Origin of the sequence: Paraburkholderia sp. RL17-347-BIC-D (genome assembly GCF_046027915.1) — a bacterium.
Taxonomy (GTDB): Bacteria; Pseudomonadota; Gammaproteobacteria; order Burkholderiales; family Burkholderiaceae; genus Paraburkholderia.
Map to the genome: position 1 here is coordinate 54,310 of NZ_JARESS010000014.1, position 12,811 is coordinate 67,120.

The 12,811-nt window shown below is 61.2% G+C and carries 14 protein-coding genes and 1 riboswitch; of the genes, 6 read left to right on the forward strand and 8 right to left on the reverse strand.

Translation table 11 applies throughout. From position 1 onward, the window contains the following. Positions 1-37: 37 nt before the first annotated feature. The 3 genes from P0D96_RS20350 to P0D96_RS20360 all read right to left on the reverse strand — a co-directional run bounded on the left by P0D96_RS20350 (position 38) and on the right by P0D96_RS20360 (position 2,616). Positions 38-1,390, reverse strand: coding sequence for a dicarboxylate/amino acid:cation symporter (locus P0D96_RS20350; protein ID WP_132374982.1), 1,353 nt, complete (start codon positions 1,388-1,390; stop codon positions 38-40). A gap of 425 nt (positions 1,391-1,815) precedes the next feature. After that, positions 1,816-2,337, reverse strand: a complete 522-nt coding sequence (locus P0D96_RS20355; protein ID WP_408179229.1) for a cytochrome b/b6 domain-containing protein — start codon at positions 2,335-2,337, stop codon at positions 1,816-1,818. A gap of 15 nt (positions 2,338-2,352) precedes the next feature. Next, on the reverse strand, positions 2,353-2,616 hold the full coding sequence (locus tag P0D96_RS20360) for a PepSY domain-containing protein (protein WP_408179228.1): 264 nt from the start codon (positions 2,614-2,616) through the stop codon (positions 2,353-2,355). A gap of 197 nt (positions 2,617-2,813) precedes the next feature. On the opposite strand from P0D96_RS20360, the gene P0D96_RS20365 reads away from it, so the two are divergent. After that, positions 2,814-3,539, forward strand: a complete 726-nt coding sequence (locus P0D96_RS20365; protein ID WP_408179227.1) for a haloacid dehalogenase type II — start codon at positions 2,814-2,816, stop codon at positions 3,537-3,539. Between the two features lie 163 nt (positions 3,540-3,702). On the opposite strand, the gene gcvA is transcribed toward P0D96_RS20365, so the two are convergent. Further along, the gene (gene gcvA, locus P0D96_RS20370) at positions 3,703-4,587 is read right to left on the reverse strand and encodes a transcriptional regulator GcvA (protein WP_408315024.1); all 885 of its coding nucleotides are present in this window, start codon (positions 4,585-4,587) and stop codon (positions 3,703-3,705) included. 366 nt (positions 4,588-4,953) lie between these two features. On the opposite strand from gcvA, the gene P0D96_RS20375 reads away from it, so the two are divergent. Both P0D96_RS20375 and P0D96_RS20380 read left to right on the forward strand, forming a co-directional pair. Further along, positions 4,954-6,012, forward strand: a complete 1,059-nt coding sequence (locus tag P0D96_RS20375) for an aminotransferase class I/II-fold pyridoxal phosphate-dependent enzyme (protein ID WP_408315026.1) — start codon at positions 4,954-4,956, stop codon at positions 6,010-6,012. A 15-nt stretch (positions 6,013-6,027) separates the two neighbouring features. After that, positions 6,028-6,450: a tautomerase family protein gene (locus P0D96_RS20380; RefSeq protein WP_408179224.1), complete on the forward strand. Its 423-nt coding sequence runs from the start codon at positions 6,028-6,030 to the stop codon at positions 6,448-6,450. A gap of 189 nt (positions 6,451-6,639) precedes the next feature. Here P0D96_RS20380 and crcB read toward each other — a convergent pair whose 3' ends face one another. Beyond that, entirely contained in the window at positions 6,640-7,020 is a 381-nt protein-coding gene (crcB, locus tag P0D96_RS20385) for a fluoride efflux transporter CrcB (protein ID WP_132374975.1), read from the reverse strand. Positions 7,021-7,098: 78 nt separating this feature from the next. Further along, a riboswitch (Fluoride riboswitch) is annotated at positions 7,099-7,160 on the reverse strand. A gap of 147 nt (positions 7,161-7,307) precedes the next feature. Continuing rightward, on the reverse strand, positions 7,308-8,495 hold the full coding sequence (locus P0D96_RS20390) for an ammonium transporter (protein WP_408179223.1): 1,188 nt from the start codon (positions 8,493-8,495) through the stop codon (positions 7,308-7,310). A gap of 401 nt (positions 8,496-8,896) precedes the next feature. On the opposite strand from P0D96_RS20390, the gene P0D96_RS20395 reads away from it, so the two are divergent. Further along, the gene (locus P0D96_RS20395; protein WP_132374973.1) at positions 8,897-10,645 is read left to right on the forward strand and encodes a sensor histidine kinase; all 1,749 of its coding nucleotides are present in this window, start codon (positions 8,897-8,899) and stop codon (positions 10,643-10,645) included. 3 nt (positions 10,646-10,648) lie between these two features. Here P0D96_RS20395 and P0D96_RS20400 read toward each other — a convergent pair whose 3' ends face one another. Continuing rightward, positions 10,649-10,972: a hypothetical protein gene (locus P0D96_RS20400; RefSeq protein WP_408179221.1), complete on the reverse strand. Its 324-nt coding sequence runs from the start codon at positions 10,970-10,972 to the stop codon at positions 10,649-10,651. A gap of 126 nt (positions 10,973-11,098) precedes the next feature. Beyond that, positions 11,099-11,680, reverse strand: a complete 582-nt coding sequence (locus tag P0D96_RS20405; protein WP_132374971.1) for a DJ-1/PfpI family protein — start codon at positions 11,678-11,680, stop codon at positions 11,099-11,101. A 120-nt stretch (positions 11,681-11,800) separates the two neighbouring features. Here P0D96_RS20405 and P0D96_RS20410 point away from each other — a divergent pair, with 120 nt between their 5' ends. After that, the gene (locus P0D96_RS20410) at positions 11,801-12,292 is read left to right on the forward strand and encodes a GNAT family N-acetyltransferase (protein ID WP_408280419.1); all 492 of its coding nucleotides are present in this window, start codon (positions 11,801-11,803) and stop codon (positions 12,290-12,292) included. After that, on the forward strand, positions 12,289-12,762 hold the full coding sequence (locus P0D96_RS20415; protein ID WP_132374969.1) for a BCAL1086 family glycoprotein: 474 nt from the start codon (positions 12,289-12,291) through the stop codon (positions 12,760-12,762). The genes P0D96_RS20410 and P0D96_RS20415 overlap by 4 nt, the downstream gene beginning before the upstream one ends. The last annotated feature ends 49 nt before the right edge of the window (positions 12,763-12,811 follow it).

Consider the following 12,811-nt stretch of genomic DNA (forward strand, 5'->3'; position numbering starts at 1 on the left):
CTGTCAGGTCGATAGATGCGGCAACTTGCCGGGCTCTCTAGATGTTGTGCGAGCCCGGTCCTGCTGTAGCAATGGGCATCCGTTCGTCCGTACGGTCAAACACCTTTTCCGGCTCGTCCGCCTCTTCCGGAGTCTCTTTATCCAGGACCCGGCGCATTCTGGGTTCGTCCAGTTCATGGGTCCACTTGGCGACCACCAACGTAGCCACAGCATTGCCGATGAAATTCGTCAACGCGCGCGCTTCGGACATGAAGCGGTCGATGCCGAGGATCAGCGCAAGGCCTGCAACGGGTACATGTCCGACCGCGGACAGCGTTGCCGCCAGCACGATGAACCCGCTGCCCGTAACGCCCGCAGCGCCTTTGGAGGTCAGCAGCAAGACGGCCAGCAAAGTGATCTGATGCGTGAGGTCAAGCGGCGTATTCGTCGCCTGGGCGATGAAGACGGCAGCCAGGGTGAGGTAGATCGACGTGCCATCGAGATTGAAAGAGTACCCGGTTGGAATGACTAGTCCGACCACGGACTTCTTCGCGCCGAGATTCTCCAGCTTCACCATGACACGAGGCAACGCTGCTTCCGACGAGGAGGTTCCAAGAACGATAAACAGTTCTTCCTTGAGGTATTTGATCAACTTCCACACGCTGAAGCCATGGAACCGGGCAATCAGTCCTAGCACGACGAAGATGAAGAACAGGCAGGTCGCATAGAACGTGAGCATCAGCATTCCAAGCGAGACCATGCTGCCGATGCCGTATTTGCCGATGGTAAAGGCCATCGCGCCAAAGGCGCCGATCGGCGCCGCTTTCATGATGAAGCCGACGATGCGGAAGAACACATGGGAGATCTTCTCGACGAAGTCGAATATCAATGTGCCTCTACCGCCGAACGAGTGCAACGCGAAGCCGAACATGAGCGCGAACAACAGAACCTGAAGTATCTCGCCCTTGGCGAACGCGTCGACCACGGTCGAGGGGATGATGTTCATCAGGAAGTCGGTCGTGCTCTCCATCTTCCGCCCGCTGGTGATCGTAGCCACGGCCTTCGCGTCCAGCGTCTTCGGGTCCACGTTCATGCCGGCGCCGGGCTGTACCAGGTTGACGATCACCAATCCGACCACCAGCGCGAGAGCGCTGACGATCTCGAAGTAGAGCAACGCCAATCCCCCGGTCTTGCCCACCTTCTTCATGTCTTCCATGCCGGCGATGCCGACGACCACCGTGCAGAAGATGATGGGGGCGATGATCATCTTGATCAGTTTGATGAAGGCGTCGCCGAGCGGCTTCATCGCCTCGCCAGTGTGCGGGGCGAAAATTCCCAACACAACGCCGGCGATGATCGCGACGATTACCTGAAAATAAAGTGATCGGTAAAGCGGTTTGTGCGAAGCCATTTGAGCTCCAAAACAATCACTTCAGTCGTCAATCAGAGCATTGTTTGATACGCCAGCGTGACCCGTATGACGGCGGGGAAGTATCCCGGCGCCGAACTGTGCGGCGCGTCGTGACACCTGTGCATCCTGCGCAGATCGCGGGAACGGCTGGCTTATCCGGCAACCTGCGAATAACACTTACCAAAGTATTACAAAGCCTATGCTTCGCATCCGTCCGCGGCAACCGGGCAAACCCGAGCGTGCAGCGCAGCAAACCGTTTTGTGATCGAACGCTGTAACTGCGCCGGGGTTGATACGGGGCGAGGTTGCGAACCTCTGATTCGCGTTTCAGCGCGCCATCGGAACGGGCCGGGGGTGAATGGCCGTGTCCGGCGTTCGTAGTGGGCCCGCAAGCGGTCGTTAGCGGCGGAGCGCGCTCGCAGCCGTCAGCGCTTGTCGGCGGGATCGCGTTTGAAGCCGGACAGCATCGCGCCGATCAGATTGTCACGTGTCCAGATGCTCATGACGACGGCCGCGAAGATATGGACGCACACGCAGACTTGCAGTGCGATTGACAAATACGTGTGAAGCTCATGCGGCCAGTCGTCACCCCAGAAGGCGTCGAGGCGCATCAGCCAGCCGCTTGCCGCCAGTGCGAGAATCAGCAGCCAGAGTGCGATCGCCATCAGGCCGCCGAGCGGATTGTGCGACAGATGACGCAGTGGCTTGCCGGCGCCCAGCGAGCGCACGTAGTCTTTCACATGCGCCGGCGTCGGCCACCAGGCGGAGAATCGCGCGTACGGCGTGCCGATAAACCCCCACACGATGCGCCACGTAACGAGACCCGCAGCGATATATCCCAGTACCCGATGTGTCTGATCAGTCGGCCCGAACAGATTCCACACGACGATGCCCGCAACGGTCCAATGCGTGAATCGCACGCCCATGTCCCAGGTTTTGACGGGCATCGCGCGCGCCAGAGTTTAGTCGATCTCGGACTTCACGATGGCAAGCGTCTTGGTGTCGTAGTAGATCTCGACCTTTTTGCCCTCTTTGTTGTGGCCGTAGATTTCGTAGCAGTTGCCGTCGACCTTGAACTTCTTGATCTTATAGCCCTCTGCTTCGAGTTGAGCGCGCGCATCCGATTCCTTCATCCACTCGCTCTTCGGATGGGCCGGGCAATCGGCTTTAGCGAACGCCGTGCCGGAAACACCCAATGCGACACATAACGCCAGGAACTTAAGCATCCATCACCTCATCTGCTGATTTGTCGAGCGCCCACTTTACGTCCAGCCAGATTGGATCGCAAGCTTATTGTAGGCTTCGAATGGAAGCTAACTAGCGTGGATCAAGGAAGCGCGGGGGTAGCGAGAAACACAAGTAACGGCTGCTGCGCACGCCCAATAGACTATGTCTAGCTCACCAACCAACAGGAGGATTGACTATGAAACTGACCGACTTCGATACGCTGACTTTCGACTGCTATGGCACGCTGATCGACTGGGAAACGGGCATCTTCGAAGGCTTGCGTCCTCTGCTCGAGCGCGTGAGTCCGCCGCTGACGCGGGATCAGGTTCTCGAAGCGCACGCGCGCCACGAGTCGTCGCAGCAGGCCTACACGCCCGCCAAGCGTTACCAGGAACTGCTTCCTATCGTGTACAAGCGACTGGCCGAAGAGTGGCAGGTGCCTTTCACGCACGAGGAGTGCGTCGCCTACGGCAAGTCCATACGTAACTGGCCGGCATTCGAGGACTCGGCGGCTGCGCTGCAGTACCTGAAGAAGTACTACAAGCTGGTGATCCTGTCGAACATCGACAATGAGAGCTTCACGCACAGCAACGTGAAGCTTCAGGTCGAATTCGACGCGATCATCACCGCGGAGGATGTCGGCTCCTATAAGCCGTCGCCGCGTAACTTCGAGTACATGCTGGACAAGCTGAGCGCACGCGGTATCGGGAAGGAGACGATTCTCCATACCGCGGAAAGTCTGTTTCACGACCACAAGCCCGCGAACGCGTTCGGGCTGGCATCGTGCTGGATCTGTCGTCGCCATTCGCAGACCGGTTTCGGCGCGACGATGAACCCGGGCGAACAACCTGCCGTGAACTTCCGCTTCAACAGCATGGCAGACCTCGTGAAGGCTCACCAGGAAGCGCTGCTGCAGAAGTAAGCGACCTCCGTGATGCACCGGCGTTCATGTCGGTTTGATACGCCGCGCCGGTGGCGGCGATCTTCATTGCTCGCGATTTCACACTTGAAGAGATTCAGGGCGCCGCTTCGACGTTCGAGTTGGCTCGGCGCGTTTTACGCAGCTAGCGATGCTCAGATATCCTCTATGAGTTGGCAATCTCTCCGATTATCCATTCGCGGAAAGCAGCCACCAGGGGTCCATGGTCTCCATCGGGCAAGACCAGATGATAGGCATAGTCCTCGGGCCAATCAAAATCCCAAACCTTGACTATCCTGTTGTCGCCGAGGGCCGGCGCTGCCATCGCTGCGGGGACGAGACCAGCCCCTTGTCCAGCAACAATTGCGGTTAGCATCATGCCGCAGTCATCGAACGCGGTTCCGCTTGGCAGGCTCATACCTTGCACGGATTGCGACTGAAACCAGAGATGCCAGTTCATTCGCTCGACCTCATGTAGGAGCGGCCAGCGCGTCAGATCCGAAGCCGTTTCGGGCATTCCGAACTGCGCGATCAAGGTCGGACTGGCGACCGGAATGAGATCCACCGCGCACAGCCGCTCGCGGTAGAACTTCCCGTGCTGCGCGGTGCCATGACGGATCGCTACGTCCATCACGTCGTGGGCAAAGTCGACGGGTTCCTTGCCGGTCATCACCCGGAGGTCGATGTTGCGATGTTTGTCGTGAAAGCTTTGGAGACGAGGAATCAGCCAGTAGGAGGCGAACGACGGCGTCACGCTGACTGTGAGCGTCCCCGTTTCCGCAATTTTGGCGATGCGGCGAGTTGCATCGCCAATCTGTTTGAACGCGTTTCGAATTGCCGGTAGATAGTCGACGCCCGCTTGGGTCAAACGAATACCCCGGTTGGCACGGACGAACAGCGCGACTCCAAGATAGCTCTCGAGGCCCTTCACCAGTTGGCTGACCGCTGCGGGAGTCACGCACAGTTCGTCGGCTGCCAGCTTGAGTGACAGATTACGCGCTGCTGCTTCAAACGCGCGAAGCCCATTCAATGGCGGTAGCCGCTTTTCCATAGATAAGAATTTCTAATCATTAACCTTCAGAAATGGTAACGCGTGACGGTTTCTGCCGCGAGTACAATTTCACCACGAAATCGGGAAAATTTCTGCTTCGAACGCATGGTGAGACGTAGGCGCTATTACGCCGGCGTTGGATCAGATTTTCTAATGAAAATTAGCAGTTTGCCCAAACCACTTGCGGAGCGGGTGATCGGCGCAAATGAGGGTGCTCATGATCGGGTGTGGACGTCGCAAACCCAGGCGGCTTAACTGAAGAGGTAGGCGCAGCGTTTAGTGCCGGAGGATGAAATTTTCATGTCGTTGAGAGTGATACAAAGTCCCATATCGGGGAGTGCTCGGATAGATGGTAAGAAGATCATCGTGCTCGGCTCCAACAACTACCGGGGTTTGGCAAACCACCCCGTTGTGCTGGCCGCGTTTCATGAGGGCTTGCGGCAATATGGCGCCGGCACCGGGATGAACCCGCCGCTTGCAACCACGAGCGCGCATCGGCGACTCGAAGAGGCTTTGGCCGAATTTCATCAGGCCGAGGCGGCGATGGTCTTCAATTCCTGTACAGCAGCGAATCTCGCTCTACTCGACACCGTTACAACCGCGGGTGATCTGATTTTCAGTGATGAGTTGAACCACGCGAGCATCATCGACGGGTGTCGATTAAGTCGGGCGCGAGTCGTGAGAGTGAAACACCGCAGCGTGGCGAGTTTTTCGCAGGCATTGGAACAATCGTCTTCAGGTGAGCCGCAGCAACGCAAACTCTTTATTACCGATGGTGTTTTTAGCATGGAGGGATACACCGCGCCGCTACCGGAGTTTCTTGAAGCGACGACCCGTTCCAACACCATGTTCGCCCTCGATGAGAGTCACGCGGCGGGAGTGGTGGGCAACACAGGCCGAGGCAGTGCCGAACTCCATGACTGCATGGACAAAATTGACTATGTCACAGGGACGCTCTCGAAGGCGTTTGGCGCTGTTGGGGGAGGCTATATCTGCGCGAGCAATGAACGCATCGCGGAACTCAAAGGGAAAGCGCGCTTGGCGCTTTTCAGCAGTTCGATAAGTCCGGCAGCGGCAGAAGCGGCGGCGGCCGCCGTTTCGCTGGCACGCTCGGATCTGGAGTCGCTGGAACGTATGCGCTACGTTGCCGAGAAATTTCGCAGCGGCGTAGCGCAACTCGGATTCAAGACGGTGAACAGCGAAAGCCCGATCACTCCGGTGCTGATCGGAGACGCCGAGAGGACGCAGGTGTTCTCACGGTTGCTTGAGGAAGGGGGCGTCTACGTTCCGGCTTTGGCTTTTCCGGTCGTGCCCGAGGGTACGGCTCGCCTGCGCGCGCAGACATCCGCGGCACACACGGACGACGATATTGACTTTGTGCTGAGCGTTTTCGAGCGCGTCGGCCGCGATCTGCGCCTCATCTAGCCGTAGAGGAATTCGATGCCCATTCAGACCATATCTTTATACAAAGGTCGTACTCCAGCGGAAAAGCGGCTTATTGCCGACTGTATTCAGGACGCGCTTTCTTTCGCTGGCTATCCCAGCAATGATCGCTTTCAGAAAATCCACGAGTACGAAGACGACGACTTCATTGTTGATCCCGTTTTCCCGAACTTCTCAGCGGCACCCCGGACTCGCGACTTCGTGCTGGTTCAAATCTGGATTAGCACGGGTCGTCCTGACTCGATGAAGCACGACATGATCGAACAAATTCAGCACAACCTCCGCACTCGCGTTGGCTTGAACGCGGCCGATATCATGGTCGTTCTCCAGGAAACGGCACGGGAGAATTCATCGCTGTATCGAGGAGTACCGCCGGAACTGTTGCCGCGTATTGTGCCGAGGGCCGGTAACGCACAGTAGTGGACTGTGTGCTGCGTCGAGTTGATCGACGACATCAATACGGCGCTAGAACACGCGGATCGCGCGCTGTACACGGCGAGACGCGCCGGCAGGAACCGCGTCGTCTCGCGCGGCCAAGGTGGCATGCCTGAGCTTCGCGACGCGTAGCGAGGCGCGCGTGCGCCTCCAGCGCCGCCGCTCGCCGCGATTTCAGCGCGACAGCAGCGACACCGTCGCGATGCCGAGAATGGTCATCAGAAGCGAGGCGGCTACGTGAATCACGATCTCGCCCGCCGCCCAGCCGAGCCGGCCGTCCTGCAGGCGCTGCACCACTTCCGCTGAAAAAGTCGAGAAAGTCGACAGTCCACCCATCAGGCCGGTGATGACGAAGAGCCGCCATTCGGGCGCGATCTGCGGCGCCCGTGCGAAACCGGCGACCGCGACGCCGATGACGTAGCCGGCAATGACGTTGGCGGCGAATGTGCCGAGCGGCAAGCCGCTGAAGATGCCGTTCAGGCGGATGCCCAGAAACCAGCGGAACAACGAACCGAGCGCGCCGCCGATGCCGACAGCGAGAATGGACCAATACATGAGAGGAGGCCTGGCAAAACCGGCGTGTCGACAAACCGGACAGAGCGAGGAGCGCGATGCCGCCTCCGCGTTCATCCGGACGAAGCAGGCATCATCAGCCACGAGGGCGGTTAAAGGAGAATGCCATCTCCAGCGCAGAAGTCTAACATTGGCAGTGCATGTGGGGACAGGTCGGCGCGGTCACGGACGGGGCGCTGGCACGTGCTGACCGAAGCGATGCCACAGGTTCGGCGCCGGCGAGATTCGTGCGGCGGATCTCGCGCGCCGCCGGCGCTCCCCGTCGAACCTCACTCCGACGTCGCCGAAATCTTGTGAATCGACAGATCGGCGCCGTTGTACTCGTCTTCCTGATCGAGCCTCAGCCCGACCGTCAGCCGGATCGCACCGTACACGAGTGTGCCGCCGAGCGTCGCCACGACGATTCCGCCCAGCGTGCCCACCAGTTGCGCGCCGAACGAAACGCCGCCCAGGCCGCCGAGCGCGCGCAGGCCGAAGATGCCTGCCGCGATACCACCCCACGCGCCGCATAAACCGTGCAGCGGCCATACGCCCAGTACGTCGTCGATGCGCCAGCGGTTCTGCACGCAGGTGAACATATGAACGAACAGCACCCCGGCGATGCCGCCCGTCACCAGCGCGCCGAGCGGATGCATCACGTCGGAGCCGGCGCAAACCGCCACCAGTCCGGCAAGCGGCCCGTTGTACGTGAAGCCGGGGTCGTTGCGGCCTGCGAGCCACGCGGTCAGCGTGCCACCGACCATCGCCATCAGCGAATTGACGGCGACGAGGCCGCTAATCTTGTCGATGGTCTGCGCGCTCATCACGTTGAAGCCGAACCAGCCGACCGCCAGCACCCAGGCGCCCAGCGCGAGGAACGGAATATTCGACGGCGGATGCGCGGCAATGCCGCCGTCGCGGTGATAACGGCCATGGCGCGCGCCCAGCAGCAGCACGGCCGGTAACGCGACCCAACCGCCGAACGCATGCACGACGACCGAGCCGGCAAAGTCGTGGAAGGGCACACCGAACACGTGGGCGAGCCGGTCCTGGACGCCGAAGCGGTCGTTCCACGCGATCCCTTCGAAGAACGGATAGATGAAGCCGACCAGCACGAACGTCGCGAAGAGTTGCGGATTGAACTTCGAGCGCTCGGCGATACCGCCGGACACGATCGCCGGAATCGCGGCGGCGAACGTCAGCAGGAAGAAGAATCGCACCAGCGCGTACCCGTTATGAGCTGCCAGCGACTCGGCGCTGCCGAAGAACTGCACGCCGTACGCAATCGTGTAGCCGATAAAGAAATACGCGATCGTCGAGACCGAGAAGTCCACCAGAATCTTGACCAGCGCATTGACCTGATTCTTTTTGCGTACCGTGCCGAGTTCGAGAAACGCGAACCCTGCATGCATGGCCAGCACCATCGCGGCGCCGAGCAGAAGGAAGAGGGTATCGGTGCCGGTTTTCAGACTTTCCATCGATGTGTCCTGCTTGTGCCAAAAAAGCGGGCAGTGAATGCAAGAAGTGGGCCAAACTTGTGCCGAAACGCGTCGACACGGTGCAAGTCGGCACCGGGATGGTATTTGGCGTGTATTTTGAGCAACGAGCCGTTAACCCGTCTGCACCTGAAACCGCACGAGAACGCACAAATAATGTGCATGAATTTTTCGTCGCGAACTGCGCGACCCAAAGCGGGGCGAATTATTCGATTTGATTTACGTTTAATTCAAAAGCCTGACGTTTTACGTGCGTCCGTTGTGCACGTTGGCGGCGCATGCCTGGCCGATGGCGTGCCCTCTTTGTTTTCCTGCACAATCGCCGACATAATGTCCCGTCCCCGCGCATGATCTGCCGGGCCACCGACCTCCAATGCGCACGCATGAGACTGACCACTAAAGGGCTGTTGCTGATCGCGATTCCGGCCCTCTTCGAGTTGGCGCTATTGTCCGGACTGGTCAAGGCGCAAGCGGATGCGACACAGGCGGAGCGCTGGGCTATCCACAGCGAAGAAGTGCTGCGCCAGACCACCGCGATCCTCGATCCGGTGCTGGGCGAGTCGGTGGCGCTGCGCGGCGCGGTGCTCGCTAACGACGCCCGTTTCTCCACGCCGGTGACCGTTTGGATGGACGTCGACCGGCGCATCGATCAACTGGCCGAACTGGTCGCCGACAATCCGGCCCAAGTCGAACGCGTGGTTCAGGTGCGCCAGGCGGTGCAGGCTTACCGGCAATGGTCGGATCGCATTCAGGACATGCTGCATTCGGGCCGGCGGCGCGACGTGCTCGCGCGCTTCCGCGACCTCGCGCCGTCCGACGTGCTCGACCGGTTTCGTCAGCAACTCGCGGCGTTCCAGGCGGAAGAGCGGCGTCTCGACACACTACGTTCGAATGCCGCCGACGCCGCCCGCGAACGGCAGCAGACCCTGGTGGTCGCGGCCGTGTTCGGCTCCCTGCTGTTCGTGGCGCTGGCGGTCTGGTTGTTCACGCGCGGCGTGCGCGGGCGGCTCGCGGTCCTCGCCGACAACGCCGGGCGCCTCGCGGGCAATGAGCCGCTGGCGCCAATCGGCCCCGGACGCGACGAAATCGCGCGCCTCGATCTGACCTTGCACGAGACCAGCCGGCGCTTGCTCGAAGCCGAGCGCATCCAGGCGCGCTTCCGGGCCGACCTTGCGCGCCGTACCGGCGAACTGGCGCGGATCAACGAGACCTTGCGTCAGCAGACCCAGGAAAACGAAATGTTCATTTACAGCGTGTCGCACGATCTGCGTGCGCCGCTGGTGAACCTGCAAGGCTTCTCGAAGGAACTGATTCGCTCGTGCGACGAACTGCGCGCCGCGGTGCGCGAGTCGTCGCTTGCGGCCGAGACGCGGCAGCGCATCGAACGGGTGGTCGACGAGGACATCGGCGAAGCGCTGCACTATCTGCAGACGGCGGTGCTGCGCGCTTCGCACATCATCGACGCGCTGTTGCGGCTGTCGCGCGTGGGCCGCGTGGAATATCGGCAGCAGAAGGTCGAGGTGCGCGATATCGTGCCGCGCGTAGTCGATGCGATGCAAGGCTCGATCCGCGCGCGCCGTGCTCATGTCAGCGTGGATGAATTGCCCGCGGTGTGGGGCGACCCCACCGCGCTGGAACAGGTGTTCGCGAACCTGATCGGCAACGCGGTGAATTATCTGGACCCGTCGCGGGAAGGCAGGATCGAGATCGGTACGACGCCGGCGCCGCCGGGCGTGCACTCGCTGCGGATTTTCTACGTGAGGGACAACGGCCTGGGTATTCCGGCGGTCGCCTTGCCGCGGCTATTCAACGCGTTTCAGCGCTTGCACGGCAATGTGGCGGCGGGCGAGGGCATCGGCCTCGCGCTCGTGCGCCGCGTAGTGGAGCGGCATGGCGGACGTGTGTGGGCGGAGTCGAGAGAAGGCGTGGGCACGACGTTCTACCTGTCGCTGCCTGAGGCCGAAGCGCGGATCGCGCAACAGGCTGTCGGCACGCAAGCGCCACTGGAGGTGGCGAGTGTTCAAGCCATTCGCGATGCCCGCCCGGGCCTGGAAGATCGCGATCGAAAGAGTGGCAGTGGCGGCGCCGCCGCGCATGCCGCGGATGCCCAGCCCGGCATCACTGCGCCGTAGCCGTTACGCCGTAAAGAGACGGCGTGGTTTGAGCATTCTGCTGCCGCGAATCGACCAGTAGCAGCCGAAGGCTATCAGGATCGCGACGCCCGTCAGGGCTTCCAGCGGCGCCGGGCGCAGACCGAGCAGGCCGTCCAGCGCAAAGAGGCCGCGCGCGGCGATCAGCAGCGCGGCCCACACCGAACACGCGGCTTGAGCCAGCATGCGCGTGCCTGCCAGACGACGCGCGCGGTTTTCGCGCGACCAGTTGGCCGGCGTACGTCCGCAGAAAAAGGCAATTGCCATCAACACGACGGCGAGAATGACGATCCAGTCGGTCAGTTGCATTGAAAAACTCTCCCAAGTCAGCCGGCGACTATAGGAAAGCCTTCCGCTACGTACTATCGGACTAGTCTCAAATAAGGGGAGCGTCGGCGAGCGCGAAGGCGCTCGCCGATGGATCAGGCAGACGGATCAGAGTTCGATGCGCGTGCCGAGCAGCACGAGGAATTGGCGCAGCCACTCGGGGTGCGCGGGCCACGCCGGCGCGGTGACGAAATTGGCGTCGGTGATCGCGGCGTCGACGGGAATGTCGGCGTATTCACCGCCTGCCAGCTTCACTTCGGGCGCGCAGGCCGGGTAGGCGGAAATGCGCTTGCCGCGGATCACGTCGGCGGCGGCCAGCAGTTGCGCGGCGTGACAGATAGCCGCGATCGGCTTGCCCGCTTCGGCGAATTGCCGCACGAGTTCGATTACCTTGTGATTGAGCCGCAGATACTCCGGCGCGCGGCCGCCGGCGATCGCGAGCGCGTCGTATTGGCGCGGGTCGGCGTCGTCGAAGGTGGCGTTGAGCGTGAATTGATGACCGGGCTTTTCAGTGTAGGTCTGATCGCCTTCGAAATCGTGAATCGCGGTCTTGATCCGGTCGCCGGCCTTCTTGTTCGGACAGACCGCGTCGACCACGTGGCCGACTGCCTGCAGCGCCTGAAACGGCACCATCGTTTCGTAATCCTCGGCGAAGTCGCCGGTCAGAAACAGAATCTTCTTTGCCGCCATCGTATGCCTCCAATTGATCAACGGAACACAGCGAATGCTCTTTGACGCTCACGTCATTGACGTTCATAAGCTCAGGCAGTCTACTCCACTACGTTTGACAGAACCGCGACGGCTCACGCAATGGACACATTCGAATGGCGCGCGTTTCGCGCCGAAGATGCAGCAGCGCTCGCCGTGCTGTTTCGCGCTGCGATCAGCGCGCTTGCCGCGCCTGACTACGACGCGGCGGCGCGCGACGCGTGGGCGTCGGCCGCCGACGACGTGCCGGCTTTTGCCGCGAGGCTCGCACGCGGCGTGACGCTGGTGGCTTGGCGCGAAGGCAGGCCGGCTGCGTTCGCACAGCTTTATCCAGCCGACCATGTCGAGATGCTGTATGTGGCGCCGGCTCATGCGCGGCAAGGCCTCGCGGCAGGCTTGCTGATGCGTCTCGAAGCCGCGGCGCGCGCGTCCGGCGCAACGAAACTCAGCGTCGACGTAAGCCTCAGCGCGCGCCGCAGCTTCGAGCGAGCGGGCTTCGAGATGCTCATTGAGGAGCGCGTGCAGCGCAACGGCGTATCATTGGCGCGTTTTCGCATGCGGAAGCCGCTCGACGCGGCTCACACTCAATCATGATTTCATCGATACGTTCATCTTTGCTGCGCCGTGCCGCGTTCGTGGCCATCGTGTTCGGCGGGCTTGCAGCCTGTCAGAAGAATGACGCGTCCGCCGGGCAGGTTGCCGGCAAGCTCAACGACGCAGCCCAGGTCGCCGGTCAGAAGCTCGATCAGGCCGCCAGCTACGTCGGCCAGCAGGTCGACGCGACCAAGTCCGCTGCGCAGCAGAACCTCGATTCCGCCTCGGCGCCCACGATCAATATCGACCCCAACGCACTGGCTTCGACCGCGCAGGCCAATCTGCAGAGCGCGGCGAGCGCCACCAATGCGCAACTCGGCAAGGCCGCGTCGCTGACCGGGCAAAGCCTCGAATCGGCGGGGCGCAAGCTCCAGGAATGGTCGGCGCAGAGTTCGGCATCGTCGACGAATGCTGCGGCTTCGTCGTCATCGGGCGAGTCGAGCGATGCACAGAAGCAGATGGACAAGTGATATGCCGGCCGGAGTGCGTCGTCGTTTGACAGTCGGATTAAATGTAATT